Here is a 25,190-nt window from a genome sequence, read left to right on the forward strand (position 1 = left end):
CACCCCCCGCAGAAAAATTTCGCACCGCTCCCAAGCTTTTCCCGTCGGGCCGCGTCCCAGGGACATGCGGACGATTGTCGCCGCTGTCCTGAGGGAGAATGTCATGCCCCGTTTGCACGCCATCATCGCCGCCGGCCTGACCAGCACGGCCCTTGCCGCCTGTGCGGGGTCGGGCGGAAATCAAAGGCCCGAACTGACCGATCAGGCCGCCGCGAATGAGTCGATCGTCGTCACGGCGCAGCGGCTGGACAGGTCGACGGAAAGCAGGCCCAAGTCGCGGCACGACGATGCAAGGCGCATCGCCCCGCCGCCGCCGCCGCCCGCGCCATCGGAGGTGATCGTCACCGGATCGGCCATCGCGCCGATGCAGGCCTATGCGGACCGGCACTTCCCGATGCCGCCGCCAATCGGCCGTGACCGCTTCACCGCCATCTCGGAAAACCCCTTCAAGGTCGCGCGCGAGGAACCGGTCTCGACCTTCTCCATCGATGTCGACACCGCCTCCTACGCCTTTGTCCGCGCCTCGCTCAATCGCAATGTCCTGCCGCAACCGGCGGCCGTCAGGACCGAGGAGATGGTCAATTACTTCCCCTACGACTATGCCGCGCCGCGCAGCGCCGATCAGCCCTTCGCCAGCAATGTCGCGGTGTTTCCCAGCCCCTGGACGCAAGGGCGCAAGCTCGTGCGGATCGGCATCAAGGGCTATGCGATCCATCAGGCGACGCGTCCGCGCGCCAATCTGGTCTTCCTGATCGACACGTCGGGATCGATGAATGCGGCGAACAAGCTGCCGCTGGTCAAACAGTCGCTGAGCATGCTGCTCGACCAGCTCGGCGAGAATGACAGCGTCGCCATCGTCACCTATGCCGGAACCGCGGGCACCGCGCTGGAACCGACGCCGGTTCGCCAGCGCGAACGGATCCGCGCGGTGATCGACAATCTGGGCGCGGGCGGCAGCACCGCCGGGGCCGAAGGCATCCGCCAGGCCTATGCGCTGGCCGCGCGCAATTTCGACCCCCGAGGCGTCAACCGCGTCATGCTGGCGACCGATGGCGATTTCAACGTCGGCATCACCGATCAGGGCGAATTGAAGGGCTATATCGAGCGCGAGCGCAGCAAGGGCATATTCCTTTCCGTGCTCGGCTTCGGCATGGGCAATTACAATGATGCGCTGATGCAGACGCTGGCGCAGAACGGCAATGGCGCCGCTGCCTATATCGACACCGTCGGCGAAGCGCGGAAAGCGCTGGTGGACGAGGCCACCTCCACGCTGTTCCCGATCGCGAAGGACGTGAAGATCCAGGTCGAGTTCAATCCGGCGACGGTCGCCGAATATCGGCTGGTGGGTTATGAAACGCGGCTGCTCAACCGCGACGATTTCGACAATGACAAGGTGGATGCCGGCGATGTCGGATCGGGCCAGAGCGTGACCGCCCTGTACGAGATCGTGCCCGTGGGCGGCCCGCGCGCGATCGGAGATCTGCGCTATTCGGCGAACGCGGCGCAACGACGCGTCGTGCAGCCGGACATCGCCAGCGAATACGGCTTCGTGAAGATCCGCTACAAACTGCCCAAATCGGACACGAGCCGGCTGATCTCGACACCGATCGACCGCCGCGCGGAAAGCGCGAGCTTCGATGCGGCGCCGATGGATGCCCGCTTCGCGACGGCGGTCGCGGCCTTTGCCGAACTGCTGCGCGGCGGCCGTCACAGCGGATCGATGACTTATGACGATATATTGCGGCTGGTCGCCGGCGCGCGCGGGGAGGACGCTTTCGGCTATCGCGCCGAATTCATCCAGCTCGTCCGCGCGGCGAAAGCGGCGCGATCGATGCCGGGCTGACCCGGCATGGGGAGGGAACGGCATCTCGCATCGAGGATGCGTTCGACCGGCCCGTCGTTTCGGGTATAAGGCGCGCCGATGCCGTTCCTTCCCTCCGCCGCCGTCCGTCCGGCCTTGGTCGCGCCATGCGCGGCCGGAAAGGGTGAATGGTGAACGACGGGGATATCGCCGCGGCACTGCCCGATCCGCCCCCGCCCGCCCCCGCGCGGCGCGAGGCCGCGATCGAGGCCGCGCTGCGGCGCTTCGACGGTGCCGATGCGAAAGACGCATCGCCATCCCGCGATGCAGCGCCCCGATCCCTGCCCTGGTGGCGGCAGCTTGGCCGGCCCCAGATCGGCGCGATGGTCAGCGCAGCACTCGTCGCGCTGGTCGGCGTGCCGGCCGTCTGGATGTCGATCGAAAATCGGCAGATCGCCTACACACCGGGCGCCCCGGCCGACCGGACCGCCCGCCCCGGCCCCGGCCAGACTCAAACCGCGCCCCAGCCCGAAAGCGCCGCGTCATCGACCGCCGCCCCCGATGCGGGACATCCAGCGCCGCCCCAGGCGCCCGCAACCGCCCCGTTGCCGCAACCAGCGATCGCCCTGGCCGAAGCGGGCATCCCAGCGCCGGCTCCACCGCCACCGCCCCCCTCCGAGCTTGCCCCCCCCGCACAGGCGGACATGGCCGTGCAGGATATCACGGTCTCGGCAAGCAGGCGCAGCGAAACCCCGCCTGCGCCGCCATCGGCATTTCAGGACAAGGCCGCCGCACCCAGGCTGGCAGCCGAAGCCCGGGCAGATACCGAAGACGCGGGGATCGTGGTGACGGGCGCGCGCATCCAACGCCGTTCCGACCGGCGCGGCGACTGGAACGCCTGCACCGTCGACGATCCGGCACGCAACCTGAGCGGCTGCAAGCGCTTCTTCGATCCGGACGCAAAGGGCAAGGCCGGCCGCGCCGGCGCGCATATCGCCGACGGGCTGAACAGCGCCTGGGAAGGCGATGACGAGGCCGCCGTCACGGCCTTCGACAAGGCGATCGCGGCCGCGCCGCGCAACGGCTTCGCCTATCTCAATCGCGGCCTCGCCCATCAGCGGCAGGGCGAGCTCGACCGCGCGATCGCCGATCTCGATCAGGCCATCCGCCACGATCCCGGCGCCGCGCGCAACTATTATGTCCGCAGCCAGCTCCACCGCCAGCGCGGCGACACGCGACGCGCGCGGATCGATGCCGAACATGCCGTCGATATCGATCCGCGCTATGCCGATCTGGTACGGTAGACGCTGACGTTGAATGCACCTCGATGCAATCCCCCTCCCGTAAGCGGGAGGGGAGAAGCATAGAGCTCACCCCAGCAACTGCCGCTCCGCCCGCGCCCGCACTTCGGCGAAGCTGACACGCTTCAACAATTCGCCGCCGCGCCACACCGGTTCGAGCAGGCTCGCGCCCGCATCCTCGATCCGCCGCCCGACCAGCCGGCCGTCCTCGATCACCACTGCCTGGCGACCGGCCTTGGACTCCTTGCCTGGATCGTTGCGCGGCGCCTTGTGGACGTCGTGCCAGGTCCCGGCATCGTCGCGCATCGCATTGGCCTTCATCGCGAAGCGCAGCGTGTCGCGGTTGAGCTGCTGGAGCAGCCCGCCCCCCATGCCGAAGGCGAGATTGTCGATCGCGAAACCGGCTTCGATCGTGCGATCGATCAGTTCCGCGATGCTCCGCAGGTTCATCCCGTCACCCTGGATCAGCCGCACATGCGGATCGAGCAGGCGATAGCCCTTGCCGTTCACGCTGCCGCCGAATTTCTCCCACAAGGTCTGGAGCGCGCGGACGGGCGTGCCCACCGGATCGCCGCTGTCGGGCCGGATCACCAGGGTGCCGCCCTCCGCCAGCACACGATCGCGCAGGCTGCCGCCCCAGATATTCTCGATCGCATTGTCCAGGTCATAGCTGTCGGAAACGACCGCGACGGTCCGCCCCTCGCTTTTGAACCGGTCGAGCATATTGGCATAGGCCGCTTCCTCGCGATCCTCGCCCCAGCTCGTCATCGTGCTGTGTTCGGCGGCGGGAATGGAGAAACCCGCCATCTCTTCGCCGTAGAAGCGGCGCGCGGCGATCAGCGCCTCCATCGTGTCGGTGCCCTGGAAATTGACGAGGTGCGCCAGACCGCCCAGCGCCGCGCTTTCGCCGGAGGAAACGCCGCGCGCGCCGAAATCGTGCAGCTTGAAGGGCAATTGCCCCATCGGATCGTCGGAGCTCCCGACCAGCCCGGCATGGATGATGCGCTTGGCCTTGCCGCTCAAGGTGGCGACCGTCGTCGGATACCAGATCGCGCGCAGCAGCGCGGTTTCGATGAAGGTCGTCAGCCAGGGCATGCGCGGATCGATATTCTCGACCTGGATCAGCGGCACGCCGGTCGGCACGATCGTCCCTTCGGGCAGCGCGCTGATCTCCAGCGGCAGCAGCCCGCCATGATCGGCCAGCACCGCTTCCCAGCCGGGCCGGTTGAACGGCACGCCATGCGCCGCGCAGACGGCATCGGCCTCGTCGATATCCGCCGCGCTGATCGGCGTGGAGAGATGATCGATCAGAAAGGCCTGGAGCCCGAAGAAGATCAGGTCCTCGCTGAACGGATTGGGCCGCGCCTCGACATAGGCGGAGATCGTCCGCGCCTCGGGCGGATATTGCAGGAAGTGGCTCTGCTTGTAGCTGTCGGTCGCCAGGATCAGATTGGTCATGATGTGAACTCCTCACATGTCTGCCATGCGCCGGCCTCCCCGGCGCATGGATTTCAAAGGTCGGCCATCAGGTTGATGATCGACCAGTGATCCTCGAAAAACTGCTCGGCGGAAAGATCGCCGATCCGGTACCAGCGCGCGTGCGCGGCATCGTCGCCGCCCTTCACCGCGAACAGCTTGCGCCGTTCGGGCAGGCGGAAGAGATAGGCATGGGTGATGATCCGCCCACGCAGCGAACGCGTCGGCGCATCGAATATCCGCGTGCGGCCGTCATCGATGAAGGATGCGAGCATCGCCGGCGGGATCTGCCCCTTGCCGTCGGAGATGCCGGTTTCCTCACGCAGCTCGCGGATTGCGGCATCGCGCACGCGCTCGGCGGGGTCGACGAAGCCGCCCGGCAGCGCCAGCAGCCCCTTGCCCGGCAGCCGGCCGCGCTCGACCAGCAGGATATGGCCGGACTGGACGACGACGGCATCGGCGGTGACGAACGGGCCCCTGCCCCATTGTTTCGGATAATCGTCGAGATATTCGCGCTCGGCGAGCAGGGTACGGAACGTCTCGCCCAGCTTGAACTGCTCCAGCCATTCGGCGATGCCGGGGGACAGGATCGACGCGGGAACCGCCGGGATCCGCTGGAAATATTGCTTGCGGATATCGGTGGAACTGAAGGTGCCATATTGGCTGTCGATCTGGATGTTCGCCCATTCGGGGAACATCTTGAGATAATAGCTGGAGGCATCCTTGCCGTAACCGGTCAGGCTGATGTTGAAATCGGCCAGGCCATTGACGGCGAAGCCACCGCGATTGCCCGCCTCCAGCACGATCCGTTTCACGCGCTGCTGCACCTCTCCACACCACGCCGTATCGGAATAGAGATGGTCGTCGAGCGGGGCGACGATCAGCCGGCCGTTCGCCATCTCATAGGCGAAGGCCTTGCGGAACATCGCCAGCCGTTCCTCATAGGTGAAGGGATTGCGCGGATCGCGCGCCACATTGGCCGATCCGATCAGGACGATGAGATGATCTGTCCTGGAAAGCGCTTCGCGGACCACATGCTCGTGGCCGATGTGCAAAGGCTGAAAGCGTCCGATGAAGACGCCGAAGTCCTGTCCGTGCATTCGAGGCTCCCTCGAAATCATGTCCGTGGCGAACTCCTCGCCACGCCGATCTTATCGCACAGACGATGCCGGCCGGCAATCGTCAATTCCGCCGCTGCCGGCTTCCCCACTAGCCGAAGGCCCGCCCAGGGTGGAGGCGGGCCTTCGGTCGGGGGATGGCCGGTCGCGCCCCCGATCAGGCGATCACGGCCACCGAAGCTTCGACGAAGATCGTCGTCGTCCCCAGCCCATATTGATTATAGGCATGGTTGTTCACGAGGATCTGGCCTTCGTAGATAGCGCCGGTCATCGTCACCGTATCGCCCATGTCGCCGGTCACATAGAGGTCCCGATCGCTGTCGGTGACCTGGATCACCCCCGCCTCGGTCAGTGTGATGCCGCGTCCGGGATCGCCGACGCCCAGATCGATGCGCTCGATATTGGCGATGTTGGTCGCCCCGCCGTTGAGCGTCAGCACGGTGCCGGTGCCCTTGTCGATCAGCAACGTGTCGAAGCCGGTGCCGCCGTCGATCTTCACGTCGAGCGCGTCGTAGACGAGCACGTCATTGCCCTCGCCGCCGTTCAGGCTGTCCACGCCATCCCCGCCGCGCAGCAGGTCGTTGCCCTTGCCGCCCAGCAGCGTATCGTCGCCGGCGAAGCCGTAGAGGCGTTCGTTGGCGTCGCCACCGGTCAGCGTCTCGCCGCCCGTCGTTCCAAGCTGGATGTTCGAATTGCCGTTGGCGTTGAGCAGGCTCAGGTCGAGCAGCGTTCCGGAGAAATCGCTGTCGCTTTTCGTGCCGTCGCTGGCGGTGATCTTCGTCTCGTTCAGCACCTGCAATCCGAGCAGCGTCAGATCCTGTTCGAAATGCACCGTCGCCAGCAGTTCGTTGATCGCGCGATTGTCGATCGTACCACCGTCGATGGCCGTGATGGTGAGCTGCGAGAGTGGGCCGATAATGCCCAGGATGCCATCCTCGTTCTTGACGGTGAACTTCAATCCAAGCTCCGTCGCCAGCAATTCGGATGCCGTCAGTTCATAGGCTTCCAGATTGAGATTGATCAGCGGATTGTAACGGATCTGGACTGATTTGATGTTGTTGTCGGGATCGAACGCCACCAGTGATTGCTGGTTGATGTCGATCAGCCCCAGGGTTTCGGCGCTGATCAGCCCAAGCAGCGCGGTTTCGTTCGCCTGGACGATCGGCGCCTGGTTGGTGTTGGTGATGACGATCGGCTGGTTGTCGCTGGTGCCGACATTGCCCGCCGCATCGACCACGCGGGCATCGATGGTGTGATTGCCCACGGACAGCGTGCCATAGCCATAGAACCAGGTGGTGCCATTGTCCGTCGCCTCCACCCAGGCGCCGCCGTCGATCCTGATTTCGACGCGTTCGCTCGCGGCCAGCGGCTGGCTGAGCGTGCCGAAGATCGTGGGAGACCGATCCTCCGTGCTCCAGTCGCCGATCGTGCCGGTATCGTCCGCCAGCGCGGTGATCGCGATCGTCTGCGTCGGCGCGGCGGTGTCGATCGTCACCGCATAGCCGGCGGACGGCGCACTCACATTGCCCGCGGCATCCCGCGACGTCGCGGTGAAGCTGTGGGCGCCCTGGCCCAGCGCCGTTGCCGGCGTGAAGCTCCAGCCGCCGGCGCCGTTCGCCGTGGTGGTGCCGAGCAGCGTGCCGTTGTCGTAGACGGAAACGACCGAATTGGCTTCCGCGCCGGTGCCCGCGATCGCCGGGCGGGTATCGTCGGTGAACCCGCCATTGGCGACAAGGCCGGTGACGGCGCCGATATCATCGGTGACCGACGTGATCACCGGTGCGGCCGGCGCGGTCGCATCGATGGTGATCGCATAAGCCGCCGAAGGCCCGCTGACATTGCCGGCCGCATCCGTCGCGGTGACGGTGAAGCTGTGCGCACCGTTGCCGAGCGCCGTGGCCGGCGTGAAGCTCCACGCCCCCGATCCGTTCGCCGTGGTCGTACCGAGCAACGTGCCATTGTCATAGACCGAGATCGTCGCATTCGCCTCGGCGCCCGTACCGGCGATCGCCGGACGCGTGTCGTCGGTCAGGCCGCCATTGGCGATCGTGCCGGTGATCAGCCCGACATCGTCGGTCACCGAACCGATGCTTGGAACACCCGGCGCAGCCGTATCGATGGTGATCGTATAGGCCGTCGATTGCGGACTGACATTGCCCGCAGCGTCGGTCGCGGTGACGCGGAAGCTGTGCCCGCCGGTCGCCAGCGCGGTGGCCGGCGTGAAGCTCCAGGCACCGGCGCCGTTCGCGGTCGTGGTGCCCAGCGCCACCCCATTGTCATAAACGGTGATGGTCGCATTGGCCTCCGCACCCGTGCCGGCGATCAAAGGCCGGGTATCGTCGGTCACCCCGCCATTGGCCACCAGCCCGGTGACCGAGCCGACATCGTCGGTGACCGAGCCGATCGTCGGGAATGCGGGCGCGGCCGTATCGATCGTGATCGCATAGGCGGCCGATGGCGCGCTGACATTGCCCGCCGCGTCGGTCGCGGTCGCGGTGAAGCTGTGCCCACCCTGGCCCAGTGCGGAAGCCGGGGTGAAACTCCAGCCCCCCGCGCCATTCGCGGTCGTGGTGCCCAGCAGCACGCCATTGTCGTAGATCGAGATCGTCGCATTCGCCTCGGCGCCCGTACCGGCGATCGCCGGGCGCGTATCGTCGGTGACCCCGCCATCGGCGACGACGCCGGTGATCGCGCCGATATCGTCGGTCACGGTCGCGATCGTCAGCACCGTGGGCGCGGCCGTGTCGATCGTGATCGCATAGGCGGCCGACGGCGCGCTGGCATTGCCGGCGCTGTCGGTGGCGGTCACCGTGAAGCTGTGACCGCCCTGGCCGAGCGCGGAAGCGGGCGTGAAGCTCCACGCTCCCGATCCATTGGCCGTGGTGGTGCCCAGCAACGTGCCATTGTCGTAGACCGAGATCGTCGCATTGGCTTCGGCGCCCGTGCCCGCGATCACCGGCAGCGTATCGTCTGTCACGCCGCCATTGGCGACCACCCCGGTTATCAGTCCGACATCATCGGTCACCGATGCGATCACCGGCACGCCCGGCGCGGCCGTGTCGATGGTGATGGCATAAGCTGCGGAGGGCGCGCTGACATTGCCCGCGGCGTCCGTGGCGGTCACCGTGAAGCTGTGTCCGCCCTGGCCGAGAGCGGAGGCCGGCGTGAAGCTCCACGCCCCCGATCCATTGGCCGTGGCGGTGCCCAGCAGCGTGCCATTGTCATAGACCGAGATGGTCGCATTGGGTTCTGCACCGGTACCCGCGATCGCCGGCAACGTATCGTCGGTCGTGCCACCATTGGCGACAACGCCCGTGATCGCACCGACATCGTCGGTCACCGATCCGATCGCCGGCACGGTCGGAACAGCGGTGTCGATCGTCACTGCATAGGCGGCGGAGGGGGCGCTCACATTGCCCGCCGCATCCGTCGCGGTCACGGTGAAGCTGTGTCCGCCCTGGCCCAGCGCCGTAACCGGCGTGAAGCTCCAGGCGCCGGCGCCATTCGCGGTGGTCGTGCCCAGCAGCGTGCCGTTGTCGTAGATCGAGATGGTGGCATTGGCCTCCGCACCCGTGCCCGCGATCGCCGGACGCGTATCGTCGGTCGTGCCGCCATTGGCGACGACACCGGTGATCGCGCCGACATCGTCGGTGACGGACGCGATCGTCAGGGCCGTTGGTGCCGCCGTGTCGATGGTGAGCGCATAGGGCGCGGAAACGCCACTCACATTGCCGGCACCATCGGTGGCGGTCACGGTGAAGCTGTGTGCACCCTGGCCCAGCGCCGTTGCCGGCGTGAAGCTCCATGCGCCAGCGCCGTTCGCCGTCGTCGTGCCGAGCAAGGTGCCGTTGTCATAGACCGAGATGATGGCGCCCGGTTCAACCCCCATGCCCGTGATCGCGGGCCTGGTATCGTCGGTGACGCCTCCCTTCGCGACGATGCCGGTGACGGTGCCGATATCGTCGACGACGGAATCGATGATCGGCAGCGCGGGCGCCGCCGTGTCGATGGTGACGGCATAGGCGGCCGATGGTGCGCTGGCATTGCCGGCGCTGTCGGTGGCGGTGACGGTGAAGCTGTGCGCGCCCTGTCCAAGCGCCGTCGCCGGCGTGAAACTCCACGCGCCCGAACCATTGGCCGTGGTCGTGCCGATCAGCACGCCATTGTCATAGACCGAGATGGTCGCATTGGCTTCCACGCCGCTGCCGGCGATCGCCGGACGCGTATCGTCGGTCACGCCGCCATTGGCGACGACGCCGGTGATCGCGCCGACATCGTCGGTCACCGATCCGATCACCGGAACGCCCGGCGCGGCCGTGTCGATCGTCACCGCATAGGCGGCGGACGGTCCGCTGACATTGCCCGCGCCATCGGTCGCGGTGACGGTGAAGCTGTGACCGCCCTGGCCCAGCGCCGTCGCCGGCGTGAAGCTCCACACGCCCGCGCCATTGGCCGTGGTCGTGCCGAGCAATACCCCATTGTCATAGATGGAGATGGTCGCATTGGCCTCAGCGCCGCTGCCGGCGATTGCCGGGCGCGTGTCGTCGGTCACGCCGCCATTGGCGACGACGCCGGTCACCGCGCCGACATCGTCGGTCACCGATCCGATCGCCGGAACGCCCGGCGCGGCAGTATCGACGGTCACCGCATAGGCGGCGGACGGTCCGCTGACATTGCCGGCCGCATCGGTGGCGGTGACGGTGAAGCTGTGGACGCCCTGGCCCAGCGCGGACGCGGGCGTGAAGCTCCATGCCCCCGCTCCGTTCGCCGTCGTCGTGCCCAGCAGCGTGCCGTTGTCGTAGATCGAGATGGTGGCATTGGCCTCCGCGCCCGTGCCCGCGATCGCCGGACGGTTATCGTCGGTGGTGCCGCCATTGGCGACCACGCCCGTCACCGCGCCGACATCGTCGGTCACCGATCCGATCACCGGAACGCCGGGCGCGGCCGTGTCGATGGTGACCGCATAGGCCGCCGATGGCGCGCTGGCGGCACCGCCGACCGTGGCTGTCGCCGTGAAGCTGTGTCCGCCCTGGCCCAGCGCGGACGATGGCGTGAAGCTCCATGCCCCACCCGCATTGGCCGTGGTCGTGCCGAGCAGCACCCCGTTGTCATAGACCGATATCGTGGCACCGGCGACCGCGCCCGCCCCGACGATCACCGGGATCGTATCGTTGGTCGAACCGCCATTGGCGATCGCTCCGACGACCGGCGCGACATCATCGGTGACCGATGTGATCACCGGCGCTGCCGGCGGTGCTCCGTCATCGACGATCGTGCTCGCCGGACCCGAGGTGTTGCCCGCCGCGTCGGTCGCGGTCGCGGTCACCGTCGTGCCGTCCGGGATCGTCGCGGGCGGCGTATAGGTCCAGTTGCCCGACGCATCGACCGGCACGGTCACGTCGAAGCTGCCATTGCCGTCGACATCCAGATTCAGCGTGGTTCCGGGTTCGGCGGTGCCGGTGACGGCGCCGCCATTGGTGGGATTGATCACGGGCGCGGCCGGAGCCACCGTGTCGACCGTCACCGCATAGGCAGCGGAAGGCGCACTCACATTGCCCACGGCGTCGGTCGCGGTGACAGTGAAGCTGTGGACGCCCTGGCCCAGCGCCGTCGCCGGCGTGAAGCTCCAGCCGCCCGCGCCGTTCGCGGTCGTCGTGCCGATCAACGTGCCATTGTCATAGATGGAGACGGTGGCATTGGCCTCGACACCGGTGCCCGCGATCGCCGGACGCGTATCGTCGGTGAACCCGCCATTGGCCACGGTGCCGGTTACCGTGCCCACATCATCGGTGATCGAGCCGATCACCGGAACGCCGGGCGCAGTCGTGTCGATGGTCACCGCATAGGCGGCGGACGGGCCACTCACATTGCCGGCCGCATCGGTCGCGGTCGCGGTGAAGCTGTGAGCCCCCTGGCCCAGCGCCGTCGCCGGGGTGAAGCTCCATGCCCCCGCGCCGTTCGCGGTCGTCGTGCCGATCAGCGTGCCATTGTCATAGACCGAGATCGTCGCATTGGCTTCCGCGCCGGTGCCGGTGACCGTCGGCCGCGCATCATCGGTGGTGCCGCCATTGGCGACGGTACCCGTGATGGCGCCGACATCGTCGGTCACCGCACCGATCGCCGGAACGCCCGGCGCCGCCGTATCGATCGTGACCAGATAGGCGGCGGACGGTCCGCTGACATTGCCGGCCGGATCGGTCGCGGTCACCGTGAAGCTGTGCCCACCCTGGCCCAGCGCGGATGCCGGCGTGAACGACCAGCTTCCCGAACCGTCGGCGCTGGTGGTGCCCAGCAGCGTGCCATTGTCGTAGACGGAGATCGTCGCATTCGTCTCGGCGCCCGTACCGGAAATCGCCGGACGCGTGTCGTCTGTCGCCCCGCCATTGGCGACGATGCCGGTCACCGCGCCGACATCGTCGGTCACCGCGCCGATCACCGGCACGGTCGGCGCGGCGATATCGATGGTCACCGCATAGGCGGCGGAGGGCCCGCTGACATTGCCCGCGGCGTCCGTCGCGGTCACGGTGAAGCTGTGACCGCCCTGGCCGAGAGCTGAAGCGGGCGTGAAGCTCCATACGCCCGAACCGTTCGCCGTCGTCGTGCCCAGCAGCGTGCCATTGTCATAGACCGAGATGGTCGCATTGGCCTCCGCGCCCGTGCCCGAGATCGCCGGGAGCGTGTCGTCGGTCGTGCCGCCATTGGCGACCACGCCCGTCACCGCACCGACATCGTCGGTAACGGCGCCGATCGTCAGAAGCGCGGGCGCTGTCGTATCGATCGTGATCGCATAGGCGGCGGAGGGAGGGCTGATATTGCCGATCGTGTCGGTTTCGGTCACGGTGAAGCTGTGACCGCCCTGGCCCAGCGCCGTCGCCGGGGTGAAGCTCCACGCGCCCGAACCGTTGGCGGTCGCCGTTCCCAGCAATACGCCATTGTCATAGACGGAGATGGTCGAGCCTGCTTCCGCACCCGTGCCGGCGATCGTCGGGCGGGTGTCGTCGGTGGCGCCGCCATTGGCGACGATGCCGGTAACGGGGCCGACATCGTCGGTCACCGATCCGATCACCAGCGCACCGGGCACCGCCGTATCGACGGTGACCGCATAGGCGGCAGAGGGGGCGCTCACATTGCCGGCCGCATCGGTCGCGGTCGCCGTGAAGCTATGGGCGCCCTGGCCCAGCGCCGTCGCCGGCGTGAAGCTCCACGCGCCCGAACCATTGGCCGTGGTCGTGCCCAGCAATGTGCCGTTGTCGTAGATGGAGATCGTCGCGTTTGCCTCCGCACCCGCCCCGGCGATCGCCGGACGCGTGTCGTCGGTGGTGCCGCCATTGGCGACCACGCCCGTGATCGCGCCGACATCGTCGGTCACCGATCCGATCGTCAGAACGCCGGGCGCCGCCGTGTCGATGGTGACGGCATAGGCGGCCGATGGTGCGCTGGCATTGCCGGCGCTGTCGGTGGCGGTGACGGTGAAGCTGTGTGCGCCCTGTCCAAGCGCCGTCGCCGGCGTGAAGCTCCACGCGCCCGAACCATTGGCCGTGGTCGTGCCGATGAGCACGCCATTGTCGTAGACCGAGATGGTCGCATTGGCTTCCACGCCGCTGCCGGCGATCGCCGGACGCGTATCGTCGGTCACGCCGCCATTGGCGACGACGCCGGTGATCGCACCGACATCGTCGGTCACCGATCCGATCACCGGAGCGCCCGGTGCGGCCGTGTCGATCGTCACCGCATAGGCGGCGGACGGCGCGCTGATATTCCCGGACGTGTCGGTTTCCGTCGCCGTGAAGCTATGGGCGCCCTGGCCCAGCGCCGTCGTCGGCGTGAAGCTCCACCCGCCCGAACCATCGGCGGTCGTCGTCCCCAGCAATGTGCCATTGTCGTAGACGGAGATGGTGGAGCCGGCCTCCGCACCCGTGCCGGCGATCGCCGGGCGGGTGTCGTCGGTCACGCCGCCATTGGCGACGACGCCTGTCACCGCGCCGACATCGTCGGTCACCGATGCGATCGTCAGAACGCCCGGCGCGGCAGTATCGACGGTCACCGCATAGGCGGCGGACGGTCCGCTGACATTGCCGGCCGCATCGGTGGCGGTGACGGTGAAGCTGTGGACGCCCTGGCCCAGCGCGGACGCGGGCGTGAAGCTCCAGGCCCCCGCTCCGTTCGCCGTCGTCGTGCCCAGCAGCGTGCCGTTGTCATAGACCGAGATGGTGGCATTGGCCTCCGCGCCCGTGCCCGCGATCGCCGGACGGTTATCGTCGGTGGTGCCGCCATTGGCGACGACGCCCGTCACCGCGCCGACATCGTCGGTCACCGATCCGATCACCGGAACGCCGGGCGCGGCCGTGTCGATGGTGACCGCATAGGCCGCCGATGGCGCGCTGCTGTTGCCCGCCGCGTCGGTCGCGATCGCGGTGAAACTGTGCGCGCCCTGGCCCAGCGCGGTTGCCGGCGTGAAGCTCCACGCACCGGCCGCATCGGCAGTCGCCGTGCCCAGCAAGGCGCCATTGTCATAGACCGAAATGGTCGCATTCGCCTCAGCACCGCTGCCCGAGATCGCCGGGCGGGTATCGTCGGTCACGCCGCCATTGGCCACGACGCCGGTCACCGCGCCGACATCGTCGGTCACGGCGCCGATCGTCAGCAGCCCCGGCGCCGCGGTATCGACGGTGACCGCATAGGCCGATGAAGGCGCGCTGACATCGCCGTCCACGGTGGCGGTCGCGGTGAAGCTGTGCCCGCCCTGGCCCAGCGCCGTCGCCGGCGTGAAGCTCCAGGCGCCCGCGCCATCGGCGGTCGTCGTGCCCAGCAAGGTGCCATTGTCATAAACCGAAACGGTCGCACCGCCCTGCGCACCGGTGCCCGAAATCGCGGGCCGGCTGTCGTCGGTGGCGCCGCCATTGGCGACCACGCCCGTCACCGCACCGATATCGTCGGTGACCGCGGCGATCACCGGCGCGGCGGGCGCCGCATCGTCATCGACCGTCACGGTCGCGGGGCCGGAACTGTTGCCTGCCGGATCCGTCGCGGTCGCGGTGATCGTCGTGCCGTCCGGGATCGGCGTGGGGGGCGTGTAGCTCCAGTTGCCGGACTCGTCGACGGGCACGGTCACATCGGGTGTGCCATTGCCGTCGGTGTCCAGATTGATGGTCGCGCCGGGTTCGGCGGTGCCGGTCACCGCCCCGCCATCGGTGGGATTGATCACCGGTGTCGTGGGCGGCGCGGTATCGATCGTGACCATATGGGCGGCCGATGGCGCGCTGGCATTGCCCGCGCCGTCGGTGGCGGTCACCGTGAAGCTGTGGGCGCCCTGGCCCAGCGCCGTCGCCGGCGTGAAGCTCCAGGCGCCATTGGCGTCGGCGCTGGTGGTGCCGAGCAACGTGCCATTGTCATAGACCGAGATTGTCGCGTTCGCCTCGGCGCCCGTGCCCGAGATCGCCGGCCGCGTATCGTTGGTGGATCCGCCATTGGCGACCGGGCCGGTGACCGGCGCCACATCGTCGGTCACCGCGCCGATCGTCGGCGCCGTGGGCGCGGCCGTATCGATGGTGACGGCATGGGCCGCCGATGGCGCGCTGGCATTGCCGGCACCGTCGGTGGCGGTGGCGGTGAAGCTGTGTCCGCCCTGGCCCAGCGCGGTTGCCGGCGTGAAGCTCCAGTCGCCATTGGCGCCGGCCGTGGCCGTGCCGAGCAGCGTGCCGTTATCGAACACGGAAATGGTTGCTCCCGCTTCCACTCCACTGCCGGATATCGTGGGGCGCGTGTCGTCGGTGCTGCCGCCATTGGCGACGGCACCCATCACCGCGCCGACATCGTCGGTCACCGCGCCGATGGCGGGCACCGCCGGCGTCGCGGTATCGACGGTCACCGCATAAGCGGGCGAAGGCGCACTGACATTGCCGAGCGCATCGGTCGCGGTCGCCGTGAAGCTGTGAGCGCCCTGCCCCAGCGCTGTCGCCGGCGTGAAGCTCCAGGCCCCGTTGGCATCGGCGGTGGTCGTGCCGATCTGGGTGCCATTGTCATAGATCGTGATCGTCGCGCCCGCCTCTGAGCCGGTGCCGGACAAGGTGGGACGCGTGTCGTTGGTCGCGCCCCCATTGGCGACCGCGCCGGTGACCGGTGCGACATCGTCGGTGACGGATCCGATCGCGGGCACGGGCGGCGCCGCCGCGTCGACGGTCACGCTGGTCGGGCCGGAGGTATTGCCCGCCGCATCGGTCGCCGTCGCGGTCACCTTGGTGCCGTTGGCGATGGGCGTCGCCGGCGTATAGGTCCAGTTGCCCGACGCGTCGACCTGCACCGTCGCATCGGTGCTGCCATTGCCGTCGAGATCCAGGTTGATCTTGGCATTGGCCTCCGCCGTACCCTTGATCAGCTTCCCATTGGTCGGCGAGATGGTCGGCGCGGCGGGCGGCGTCCGGTCGACCGGCTCGGTCGGGGGATTATTGCCGCCGCCACCACCACCGCCGCCGCCCGCGGCAGCCGCCGCGCCGCCGAGCACAAGCGCGCCAAGGCCGAGCAAAGGCGCGACTCCCATGCCGCCACGTTCGCCGACAGGCTCGAAAGAATAGGCGATCGGCCCTGAAGTCGGTCCGGAGGCCGCACCAGCAGCCCCGGCCTGACAGGTCATGCCTTCAAGCGATACGGTCCAGGCAGCATTGCCGCTTGGATCCGCGAATTCGAGGTTGGAATTATCCTGGCCTGTACAATCGAAATAACCTTCCAATCGCACAACTGTTCCGTCATCGAAACGCAGGATCAGATCGTCTCCTTCGCGTTCCATCGCAGCGACGTCACCCTTCGACGCTTCGACTTTTACAGAGACAGGGCCTTTTGCTTTAAGAACCGCATTCTTCTGCTGGACAACATGGCTTTCGGAAGCACCAGTAGCGCGGCTCTTTACCTCGATACGCTTAGCCATAACACACCCCTTACTTGAAACGAGCTGCAAGGGGAGAACTTGTCTAGCAAACGATATATTGCTTATTATAGTTAATTCAGTGTTAACTCGGGTATATTGCACCCATTTTGGGTATATGGAACCAATTTCGAGCCACGGTGTTCTTGGCGACCATTTTCCGAATCCACCGATTGAAGTTAAAAGATCTTTTCACATTCAGTCGCAATAACATATGCAATAAATATCCGGATTATTCGACTCGGCCTCGAAATGCCATGAAGTCGATCGCGGCGGGACAACAAGAACCAGGCGGATCTCCACCAGTCGGCCGATCGACACTTCGAAGCATTTCGGAGAGATCGAAGATGATTTCCGTCTGAAATAGTGCGGCAATGCGCTCTTCCGCACTGCCTCAAACGGATTCTCGGCTTCAACCGACGATCAGGCCGACCATGCGCCTCGATCCGCCAGCCCGTCACGCCATCGCGATCGCCGCATTGTCGAGCGCGGCGGCTTGCGCGAGCGCGGCGGCCATCGCGGCCTCGCGCAATTCCGTCCCCAGCGCCACGCCCTCCGCCACCACGAATTCGGGATCCGCGATGCCGGCAAAGCCCAGCATCGCGCGAACATGGCGTTCGGCATGTTCGCTCGCAACGCCATCGCCCGAATAGATCCCGCCGCGCGACAGCGCGACGATCACGCGCTTGCCGGCCGCCAGGCCGACGCCGCCGTCCGCGCCATAGCGGAACGTCCGCCCGGCCACGAGGATATGGTCGAACCAGCTTTTGAGCTGCGTCGGAATGCCGAAATTATACATCGGAACACCGATCACGACGATATCGGCAGCCAGGAATTCCTCGATCGCCGCATCGGACTCGACGCCGGCGAGGCGATCGAGCGTGAGGTGCGGCAACGGATCGGCCGAGAGATCGCGATACCGCAACTCGATCGCCGGATCAGCGGTGCGCAGCCGGGCCACCACCGCCGCCGAGACCGTGCGGCTGACCGAAGCGTCGCCCTGAACTGAGGAATCGATGTGAAGAAGTTTCATGGGGTGCTTTCCAAACGAGATGAAGACCCCAACTAGCTATGGGCGGCGCATACCCCCGCCAAGAACGCATATTTATAGGGCCTAGTCATATGCAGATGACCAAGATCGACCATGGCAGTCGCAATTGCATGCGCGTGAGCGAGTTGCTTGGCCGGATCGGAGACCGCTGGACGCTGCCGGTGGTGGTGACGCTGAACGGAGGTCCGCTGCGCTTCAATGCGATCCGCCGCGCCATCACGGGCATTTCGCAGCAGATGCTCACGCGAACGCTGCGGGCACTCGAACGCGACGGCATGGTCAGCCGCACGGTGCATCCGTCGGTTCCCCCGCAGGTCGAATATGCGCTGACGCCGCTCGGCCTTTCGCTTGCCGAAGAAGCAGCACGACTGGGCCGATGGATGCAGACGCATCTTGCCGAGATCGACGGACATCGCGCCGCCTTCGACAATCGCACGGCGAACTGACGCGACAGGGCGATTGCATCGCCCTCCACCGGATATTGCATACGTAGTCACAACTGCTATGCAGCGATGATGGGCAACGGGCCAATCCAGAACAGGAAGAGGCGCGCGACGTCGTATGACGTCGCCAGGCTCGCCGGCGTCTCGCAATCGGCGGTGTCGCGCAGCTTCAAGCCCGGCGCCAGCATCGCGCCCGAAACGCGCGACCGCGTGATGGCTGCGGCGACGCGGCTCGGCTATCAGCCCGACGCGATCGCACGCGGCCTGATCACGAAGCGATCGGGCATCGTCGCGATCCTGATCTCCAACCTCACCAATCTCTATTATCCCGAAGTGCTGGCCGAACTGTCGCAGGAACTCTCCGCCCGCGACATGCGCGTGCTGCTCTTCTCGCTGGCGAACGAGAGCGAGGTGGACAGGGTGCTCGACCAGATCTGGCGCTACCGCGTCGACGGCGTGATCTCCGCCGCGCGGCTGACCGACGCACAGATCCGCCAGTTCGGCGAACGCGGCGTGCCGCTGGTGCTTTACAACCGCGCTGCGGAGACGGTGCCCTGCGCCAGTGTGAGCTGCGATTCAGCGGGCGGAGAACGCGAGCTGGTCACGCGGCTGCTCGATGTCGGCCATGCCCGCTTCGCGATCGTCGCGGGGCCGGAGGATTCGACGGTGGGCGAGGAACGCGTAGCCGCCGCGCGCGCCTTGCTCGAACGCGCCGGCCATCCGGACGTCCCGCTGGCGCGCGGCCGCTACAGCTATGAAAGCGGCGAAGCCTGTATGCGCGAGCTGCTGCGCCAGGGCCCCGCGCCCGATGCGGTGATCTGCGCCAATGACGTGATGGCGATCGGCGCGATGGACGCCGCCCGCGCGCATGACCTGCGCGTTCCCGAACAGATCTCGATCGTCGGCTTCGACGGCGTCGCTCCCGCGCGCTGGGCAAGCTATCGGCTGACCACCATCCGCCAGCCCGTGCGGCGCATGACGCGCGCGGCGATCGCGATGCTCGCCGAACGGATCGACAATCCCGATCTGATCGCCGAACGCCGCGTCTTCTCGGGCGAACTGATCCTCGGCGCCTCGGCCCGGATTCCGGCGGCACAGGATTATCGATGACCGACGCGACCCTGCTCTTCCTGCCAGGCCATATGTGCGATGCGCGCGCCTGGGCGCCCGTGGCTAGCATGCTGGCGGCCGACGGCCACGCCATCGCGCACGCCCGGCTCGACCGCGACGACAGCATCGACGCGATGGCGGCGCGCGTGCTGGCCGACCATCCCGGCCGGCTGGTGCCGATCGGCTTTTCGATGGGCGCGATCGCCGCGCTGGCGCTTCACCGCGCGGCGGCGGACCGGATCGACGGGCTCTGCCTGGTCGGCATCAATGCCGGGCCCGACCTGCCCGAGCGGTCGGCGATGCGGCGCGAACAGCAACAGGCGGTGCGCGACGGCGCCCTCACCCGCATCGCGCGCGATGGGCTGGTGCCGCATTATTTCGCCAGGGGCACCGCCAATGCCGACGCGCTCGGCGATCTCTGCGTCGAGATGGCCGAAGTCGTCGGGGCGGACGCGTTCGTCCGCCAGAGCGAGGCGCTGCGGCTGCGCCCGGACGGACGCCCCGGCCTTGCCGCCATCGCCTGCCCCGCTTTGGTGATCGGCGCGGAGGAGGATCGCCTTTGCCCGCCCGACTGGCACCGCCAGACCGCCGCCGCCATTCCGAACGCCGAACTCCATATCATCGCCGATGCCGGCCATATGGCGCTGATCGAGCGCAGTGACATCATGGCCGGGCTGATCCGCGACTGGCTCGACACGCACAGGCTGGGGAACAACCGCGATGCATGACCTGAAGGCACGGCTGGCGCGGGGCGAGCGGATCGTCGGCACCTGGGTGAAGACGCCCTCGCAGATCGTCGTCGAGGTGCTGGCGATGACCGGGCTCGATTGCCTGTGCCTCGATGCCGAACATGCGCCATTCGACCGGCTGACGCTCGACGCCTGCCTGTTCACCGCCCGCGCGGCGGGCAAGCCGGTGCTGGTGCGCACGCCCAGCGCCGCGCCCGAGCACATCTTGAACGCACTCGATTGCGGCGCCGACGGCGTCGTCATTCCCCATATCCGTTCAGCCGAGGACGCGCGCACGGCGGTGCGCGCGAGCCATTACGGCCATGGCGGACGCGGCTATGCCGGTTCGTCGCGCGCCGCCGGCTACACCACCCGCGCGATGGCCGATCATCGCGCGCGCAGCGCGAACACGATCGTCATCCTCCAGATCGAGGATCCCGAGGCGGTCGAGGCGATCGACGAGATCGCGGCGGTCGAGGGCGTGGACGCCCTGTTCATCGGCCGCGTCGACCTGACGGTCGCACTCGGTGCCGACAGCCAGGACGATCCGCGCGTGCTCGCGGCGGTCGAACGCGTCTGCCGCGCCGGGCGCGAGCATGGCCGCACGACCGGCATGTTCCTCGCCCGCGCCGCCGATGCGGAGACATGGGCAGCCCACGGTGCAAGCCTGTTCCTGCTGGGGTCCGATCACGGATTCCTGCTGTCGGGCGCCGCCGCACTGATGCGCGAGGCGGTTGGCTCGCCGGCCTGAGTCAAGTCAACCGGAGAACAAGGGTCATACCCCCGGTTTGGCAGCAGCTGTGCAAATGCCGGCGGCAACCGGATGATAACCTGCGACCTCGAAATTCGAAGACGGCCCGTCCTTTTAGATGACCGCATAACCATTGTTGCCAGGGTGCGAACCTCAGGCGCAAACTTGTTCGTCGTCTTGCTCATCGTAGACCCTCACTCTCAGGAGTTAGGGCCTCCGACAATCCCGGGGCGGTTCAAGCTGCTGACAGATCTCACCCATTCTGAACGGAGCGAACTTGCCTACTGGAAGCCCAAGCGCATCGGCGAAGTGGCTTTTAACGGATGGAATTGAATGTCCGCCGGCGGGGATGCCTACACGATCAGACGCAACTTGTTGCCTGATCTCCTGACGGCTAACGCCTCGACATGGGCAAAGGTCTTCATCCCAACCTGAACGAGCAGTTTGAAGCGGCGTTCCACTATCCGTTCACCACCCATGATTGGCGAACGAAGCGAGGTCGAGCCAAATGGGTTGACTTGGAGGATCTGCAAGACCGGCTAGCAGGCCCGATCTACAGCGTCGTGGAGAATGGCGGATGCGCCTACGTATATTCTCGCGACGACCAGTATTTTAAAGGCGTTGACGAGCCGGAAACACTCAGGGCGCGATTGCAGGCCTGGTACGGCGAGTTGGTTAAAGGCATCGACGATTTTTCTCCAGCATCGCCGGCTGAGTCCGCCGATGCAGCCTCGATGCGTCAGTTTGCCAATGCCATTTGGGCCGTTGCGGAACGAGCGCATGAGATAGAACGGGAGCGCTGGAACAGGGCCTAGCCGCTAGATGCGCATCCCCCATACCTATCCTGACGGACCGGCGCGCATCTACGACCGAAGCGCGAACGAAATGACAGGTCTCAGAGGCCAACGCCCCAGATAGCCGCCCGGAAAATCAGGCGACAACCGCCGCCTGATCGATCCATTCGGGCGCGGCCGGCGTGTCGCCGCCATGCACGGCGAAGACCACCGCCCCCTCCCCGGCCGCGAAGCTGCGGGTCCGGCCGATGGGGACGGTGAGCGTGTCGCCCGGCGCCATCGTCACGACATCGTCGCCCGACCGCACCGTCAGTTCGCCCTGCTGCACGAACAGCACTTCGGGCTCGGCGCGGCGGTGATCGGGCACATGTCCACCGGCATCGAAGGCGATGCGGCGCACATGAAAGCCGTGCGGCCAGGCCATCTGCCCCGCCTCGATCCGCTCGGCGTCATTGGCGGGGCCGATCACCGCGACTTCGGCGACGCCGTCGAAGCGCGACAAGGGGCCGGCGGGCAAGGCATCGAACGCATCGGCGCGGACGACGCAGGCCGCGATCGCCGCGGCATCGAAGCGCTGGACGCGCGCCACGGCGGCGGCGTCGGTGGGCGGCATCGGCTTCAGCCCCGGCGGGGGCACATCGCCCCTGACGGTGTCGATCAGGCTGCCATTCTCCATCAGCACCAGCCCGAAACGGCTCGCCATCTCGAACACATAGGGCGCCCAGAGCACCCGGCCCGGATCGTCGCCACCGAGCACCGACCAGATGAAGCCGGGATCGGTGCCGATATTCTCGAAACCGCGAAACAAGTTGGTCGGCAGGGAGATGATGTCGCCCGGGCGCAGCTCGATCCGCGCGTCGTCGCCGGTTTCGCCCAGCTTGAACGACCAGATGCCGCTCAGCACCACGAATACCTCGGCGGTCTCGTGGCTATGCTGCGAATTCACGCAATGCGGCGGCTGGCGCGCGCCGCCGATATTGAACCCGTGCGGTTCGGCGATGTGGATATGCTGGTCGGGATTTTCCGAAACGCCGGGGCCGATGATCGTGAAATTCTCCTTCGCCTCCGATCCCGGCGAGCGCGTGTCGATGAACGCGTTCAGGCAGGGCACGAGCGCGTCGTAGCGGACGAGCCGGTCGGCAAGGGACTGGGGGGAAGACGCCATCGGAAAACATACACCTGAAAAGAAAGGCGGACGGCGCAGGGCAGGCCGTCCGCCAGGGGAGGATCAGAAATCGACCGACAGCTTCACGCCGTATGTGCGCGGCGGCTGGAAGCTCTGCTGGATGCGCTGGCTGTTGCCGAGCACGCTGCGGTTGAGCACCGCGACATTGGTGATGTTCTCGACGAACGCCTCCAGCCCGAACCGCTCGTCGGTCGAACGCCACATCAGCCGCGCGTCGAACTTGTCGTACGGCTTCTGCCGGTCGAGCACGGTGTTGTAGTCGAGCGTGAAATAGCTGCTCGAATGCAGCCAGCTCAGATAGGGCGTCAGCGTGCCGATGTCCGGCAATTCTGCGTCGTAATAGATGTTGCCGGTGAACTTCCATTTGGGCGACATCGGGATGCGCTTGCCCGCGAAGCTCAGCAGGCGCGGATCGCCGTTGGTGGCGGTGTAGAAATCGTTCGGCCGGGTATAATCGTCGAACTCGGCCTCCAGATAGGTGGCGCTGCCGTTGACATGCAGCCCGCGCGACGGCGCCAGGTCCAGCGTCACGTCGAAGCCCCGGCTGTGCGCCTTGCCCGCATTCTGGATGTAGCTGAGATTGGTCGCCTGGTTGAGGATCGTGATCTGGAGATCCTTGAAGCGATAATCGAACGCCGAGAAATTGAGCTGCACCTTGCCGCCGGCGAAGCGGTTCTTCGAACCGATTTCCCACGCCATGACGTTTTCGGGGCCGAAGGATTCGGGGATCGCGGCGTTGGCGGTGTTGTTGTTGATGCCGCCCGAGCGGAAACCCGTCGACGCGCTGACATAGAGCATGTTGCGCGGCGTCACGAAATAATCGAGCCCGGCCTTCCAGATCGTCTTGTTATAGGTCGGCCCGCCCGAGGTGGAGGTGCCGATCACTTCGCCGCCCGTGCGCGGGTAGCTGTAATTGACGATCCCGAATTCCTTCTTCTCGTGCGTGTAGCGGATGCCACCGGTCACGCGCAGCGTATCGGGAAGGACGTAATAGGACGCCTGAGCATAGGCGGCATAGGCGGTGATATCGAGCTTGGTGACGCCGCGCGTATCGGCCGCCGTCGCGGCCGGCGCGGTGTAGAACTGGCTGTAGCGCTCGTCGAGCTTGTCCTTCAGCCCGTAGAAACCGACGATCCATTGCAGCGGATTGGTCGCGACCGACGCCACCTGGAATTCCTGGCTGAACGTCTTCGCATTGGTGTCGTTCTCCTGATAGCCGCTGGCGGCGAAGCCGGCGGCCACGCCCGGCGCGGGAAAGACGACGGCGGTCTGGTCGAGATCGGCGGTGCGATCGGTGCGGAATTTCTGCCAGCCGGTGATCGAACGCAGCAGGACATTGCCGAGCGTGTAGCTGATCTGCGCGCTCGTCAGATATTCGTGCGTCCGCTCGAAGGGCGCATAATCCCAGTTGTTGGTGTATTTGCCGCCGACCACGGGCACGCCGACATCGACGCCCGCGATATCGGCGATGCCGTCGCGCACCGTAGGGTTATAGAGGACGGGGGTGCCGTTGATCGAGCGCTGGCCGGTCGCGGTGTTCACCAGCGTGCCGCTGACGCGATAGCCATAGGCGCCGCCGCCCTGCCCGCTATTCTTCCAGTAACCGGCGCGCAGCACGATCTCCAGATCCTCGGTGGGCGTCCAGCGCGCCGACGCGCGGCCGAGCCATTCGTTGCGATCGAACAGGCTGATCCTGGGGTTGGCGGTGCTTTTCACGAACCCGTCGGACCGGTTGCGCGCGCCCGCGAAGCGGAAGGCCAATGTGTCGCTCGCCGGCAGGTTGAGATAGGCTTCATATTGCTGGGTATCGAAATTGGAGGCGCGGATCGAAGCACCGCCCAGCACGCGATCGGTGGTCGGCAGGTTGGTGACGACGCTGACATTGCCGCCAAAGGTGTTGCGCCCGTAAAGCGTGCCCTGCGGCCCGCGCTGCACCTCGACGCGCGCGATATCGACAAGCGGGATCAGCGCCTGCTGCGCGCGGCTCTGATACACACCGTCGAGATAGAAGCCGATCGAGGGATCGTTGGTGGCGTTCACCGTTTCGGTGCGCACGCCGCGGATCGACGGGCGCGCGTCCGAACCGGAACGGCCGAAGGTGAAGCCCGGCGTCACCTGTTCCAGGCGGCTGACGTCGCTGACGCCGGCACGCTCGAGATCGGCGCCGGACAGCGCGGTGATCGAGATCGGCACATTCTGCACACGCTCGTCGCGGCGTTGCGCGGTGACGACGATATCGGCGACGCCCTGCTCCTCCGTCGCGGCGTCCTCCGCCGGAGCCGGAGCCGCATCCTGCGCATGGGCGGGCGCGATCGCGAGGATCACGCCGGTGGCGAGCGCGGTGACGATTGCCAGCCCTGATTTACGCGTGCCTGATTTACGCATGACGGGTCTCCCTGTGCCGTTGTTATGCACCAAGAGTTAATCCGATTTGCATACGCATGCAACAAATTTGCCATCATGCGGTGATTTCTTGGGGTGGATTCAAATATAATTCATTGATTCATATTATA

At 66.7% G+C, this 25,190-nt stretch carries 13 protein-coding genes and 1 pseudogene; 7 read left to right on the forward strand and 7 right to left on the reverse strand.

The window, feature by feature from the left end; translation table 11 throughout:
• Window positions 1-103: 103 nt before the first annotated feature.
• Both K7G82_RS28470 and K7G82_RS28475 read left to right on the forward strand, forming a co-directional pair.
• On the forward strand, window positions 104-1,843 hold the full coding sequence (locus K7G82_RS28470) for a vWA domain-containing protein (RefSeq protein ID WP_246623952.1): 1,740 nt from the start codon (window positions 104-106) through the stop codon (window positions 1,841-1,843).
• A 146-nt stretch (window positions 1,844-1,989) separates the two neighbouring features.
• A complete protein-coding gene (locus K7G82_RS28475; protein WP_222993760.1) occupies window positions 1,990-3,105 on the forward strand; it encodes a tetratricopeptide repeat protein in 1,116 nt (371 codons plus the stop codon).
• A gap of 66 nt (window positions 3,106-3,171) precedes the next feature.
• Here the strand turns inward: K7G82_RS28475 and K7G82_RS28480 are convergent, their stop codons facing one another.
• The 5 genes and pseudogenes from K7G82_RS28480 to K7G82_RS28495 all read right to left on the reverse strand — a co-directional run bounded on the left by K7G82_RS28480 (window position 3,172) and on the right by K7G82_RS28495 (window position 17,647).
• Entirely contained in the window at window positions 3,172-4,560 is a 1,389-nt protein-coding gene (locus K7G82_RS28480; RefSeq protein WP_246623953.1) for a nicotinate phosphoribosyltransferase, read from the reverse strand.
• Window positions 4,561-4,613: 53 nt separating this feature from the next.
• Entirely contained in the window at window positions 4,614-5,678 is a 1,065-nt protein-coding gene (locus K7G82_RS28485; RefSeq protein WP_222993762.1) for a bifunctional nicotinamide-nucleotide adenylyltransferase/Nudix hydroxylase, read from the reverse strand.
• Window positions 5,679-5,853: 175 nt separating this feature from the next.
• Window positions 5,854-16,233, reverse strand: coding sequence for an Ig-like domain-containing protein (locus tag K7G82_RS28490; RefSeq protein ID WP_246623954.1), 10,380 nt, complete (start codon window positions 16,231-16,233; stop codon window positions 5,854-5,856).
• Window positions 16,234-16,353: 120 nt separating this feature from the next.
• A pseudogene (locus K7G82_RS30350) lies at window positions 16,354-16,617 on the reverse strand (BapA prefix-like domain-containing protein); the annotation flags it as partial.
• A 454-nt stretch (window positions 16,618-17,071) separates the two neighbouring features.
• On the reverse strand, window positions 17,072-17,647 hold the full coding sequence (locus tag K7G82_RS28495; protein ID WP_222993766.1) for an FMN-dependent NADH-azoreductase: 576 nt from the start codon (window positions 17,645-17,647) through the stop codon (window positions 17,072-17,074).
• An 89-nt stretch (window positions 17,648-17,736) separates the two neighbouring features.
• Between K7G82_RS28495 and K7G82_RS28500 the strand changes: the two genes are divergently transcribed.
• The 5 genes from K7G82_RS28500 (at window position 17,737) to K7G82_RS28520 (ending at window position 21,512) form a co-directional block, all read left to right on the forward strand.
• Complete coding sequence (locus tag K7G82_RS28500; protein WP_222993768.1) at window positions 17,737-18,111, forward strand: winged helix-turn-helix transcriptional regulator; 375 nt, start codon at window positions 17,737-17,739, stop codon at window positions 18,109-18,111.
• Window positions 18,112-18,180: 69 nt separating this feature from the next.
• The gene (locus K7G82_RS28505) at window positions 18,181-19,218 is read left to right on the forward strand and encodes a LacI family DNA-binding transcriptional regulator (protein WP_222993770.1); all 1,038 of its coding nucleotides are present in this window, start codon (window positions 18,181-18,183) and stop codon (window positions 19,216-19,218) included.
• Window positions 19,215-19,946 carry an alpha/beta fold hydrolase gene (locus K7G82_RS28510; protein WP_222993772.1) on the forward strand — a complete coding sequence of 244 codons (732 nt, stop codon included), beginning with the start codon at window positions 19,215-19,217 and terminating at the stop codon, window positions 19,944-19,946. The genes K7G82_RS28505 and K7G82_RS28510 overlap by 4 nt, the downstream gene beginning before the upstream one ends.
• Complete coding sequence (locus K7G82_RS28515; protein ID WP_222993774.1) at window positions 19,939-20,697, forward strand: HpcH/HpaI aldolase family protein; 759 nt, start codon at window positions 19,939-19,941, stop codon at window positions 20,695-20,697. Before K7G82_RS28510 ends, K7G82_RS28515 begins: the two co-directional genes overlap by 8 nt.
• Before the next feature lie 407 nt (window positions 20,698-21,104).
• The gene (locus K7G82_RS28520; RefSeq protein WP_222993776.1) at window positions 21,105-21,512 is read left to right on the forward strand and encodes a hypothetical protein; all 408 of its coding nucleotides are present in this window, start codon (window positions 21,105-21,107) and stop codon (window positions 21,510-21,512) included.
• Between the two features lie 115 nt (window positions 21,513-21,627).
• Here K7G82_RS28520 and K7G82_RS28525 read toward each other — a convergent pair whose 3' ends face one another.
• Window positions 21,628-22,656, reverse strand: coding sequence for a cupin domain-containing protein (locus K7G82_RS28525; protein ID WP_222993777.1), 1,029 nt, complete (start codon window positions 22,654-22,656; stop codon window positions 21,628-21,630).
• Window positions 22,657-22,719: 63 nt separating this feature from the next.
• A complete protein-coding gene (locus tag K7G82_RS28530; RefSeq protein WP_222993778.1) occupies window positions 22,720-25,062 on the reverse strand; it encodes a TonB-dependent receptor in 2,343 nt (780 codons plus the stop codon).
• Between the last annotated feature and the right edge of the window lie 128 nt (window positions 25,063-25,190).

The organism is Sphingomonas colocasiae (genome assembly GCF_019880585.1).
GTDB lineage: Bacteria > Pseudomonadota > Alphaproteobacteria > Sphingomonadales > Sphingomonadaceae > Sphingobium_A > Sphingobium_A colocasiae.

Coding starts and splice junctions, on each gene's coding strand:
- K7G82_RS28510 (WP_222993772.1), top strand. CDS start 19,215: ATGACCGACGCGACCCTGCTCTTCCTGCCAGGCCATATGTGCGATGCG.
- K7G82_RS28500 (WP_222993768.1), top strand. CDS start 17,737: ATGCAGATGACCAAGATCGACCATGGCAGTCGCAATTGCATGCGCGTG.
- K7G82_RS28530 (WP_222993778.1), bottom strand. CDS start 25,062: ATGCGTAAATCAGGCACGCGTAAATCAGGGCTGGCAATCGTCACCGCG.
- K7G82_RS28515 (WP_222993774.1), top strand. CDS start 19,939: ATGCATGACCTGAAGGCACGGCTGGCGCGGGGCGAGCGGATCGTCGGC.
- K7G82_RS28505 (WP_222993770.1), top strand. CDS start 18,181: ATGGGCAACGGGCCAATCCAGAACAGGAAGAGGCGCGCGACGTCGTAT.
- K7G82_RS28480 (WP_246623953.1), bottom strand. CDS start 4,560: ATGACCAATCTGATCCTGGCGACCGACAGCTACAAGCAGAGCCACTTC.
- K7G82_RS28475 (WP_222993760.1), top strand. CDS start 1,990: ATGGTGAACGACGGGGATATCGCCGCGGCACTGCCCGATCCGCCCCCG.
- K7G82_RS28525 (WP_222993777.1), bottom strand. CDS start 22,656: ATGGCGTCTTCCCCCCAGTCCCTTGCCGACCGGCTCGTCCGCTACGAC.
- K7G82_RS28485 (WP_222993762.1), bottom strand. CDS start 5,678: ATGCACGGACAGGACTTCGGCGTCTTCATCGGACGCTTTCAGCCTTTG.
- K7G82_RS28495 (WP_222993766.1), bottom strand. CDS start 17,647: ATGAAACTTCTTCACATCGATTCCTCAGTTCAGGGCGACGCTTCGGTC.
- K7G82_RS28490 (WP_246623954.1), bottom strand. CDS start 16,233: ATGGGAGTCGCGCCTTTGCTCGGCCTTGGCGCGCTTGTGCTCGGCGGC.
- K7G82_RS28520 (WP_222993776.1), top strand. CDS start 21,105: ATGGGCAAAGGTCTTCATCCCAACCTGAACGAGCAGTTTGAAGCGGCG.
- K7G82_RS28470 (WP_246623952.1), top strand. CDS start 104: ATGCCCCGTTTGCACGCCATCATCGCCGCCGGCCTGACCAGCACGGCC.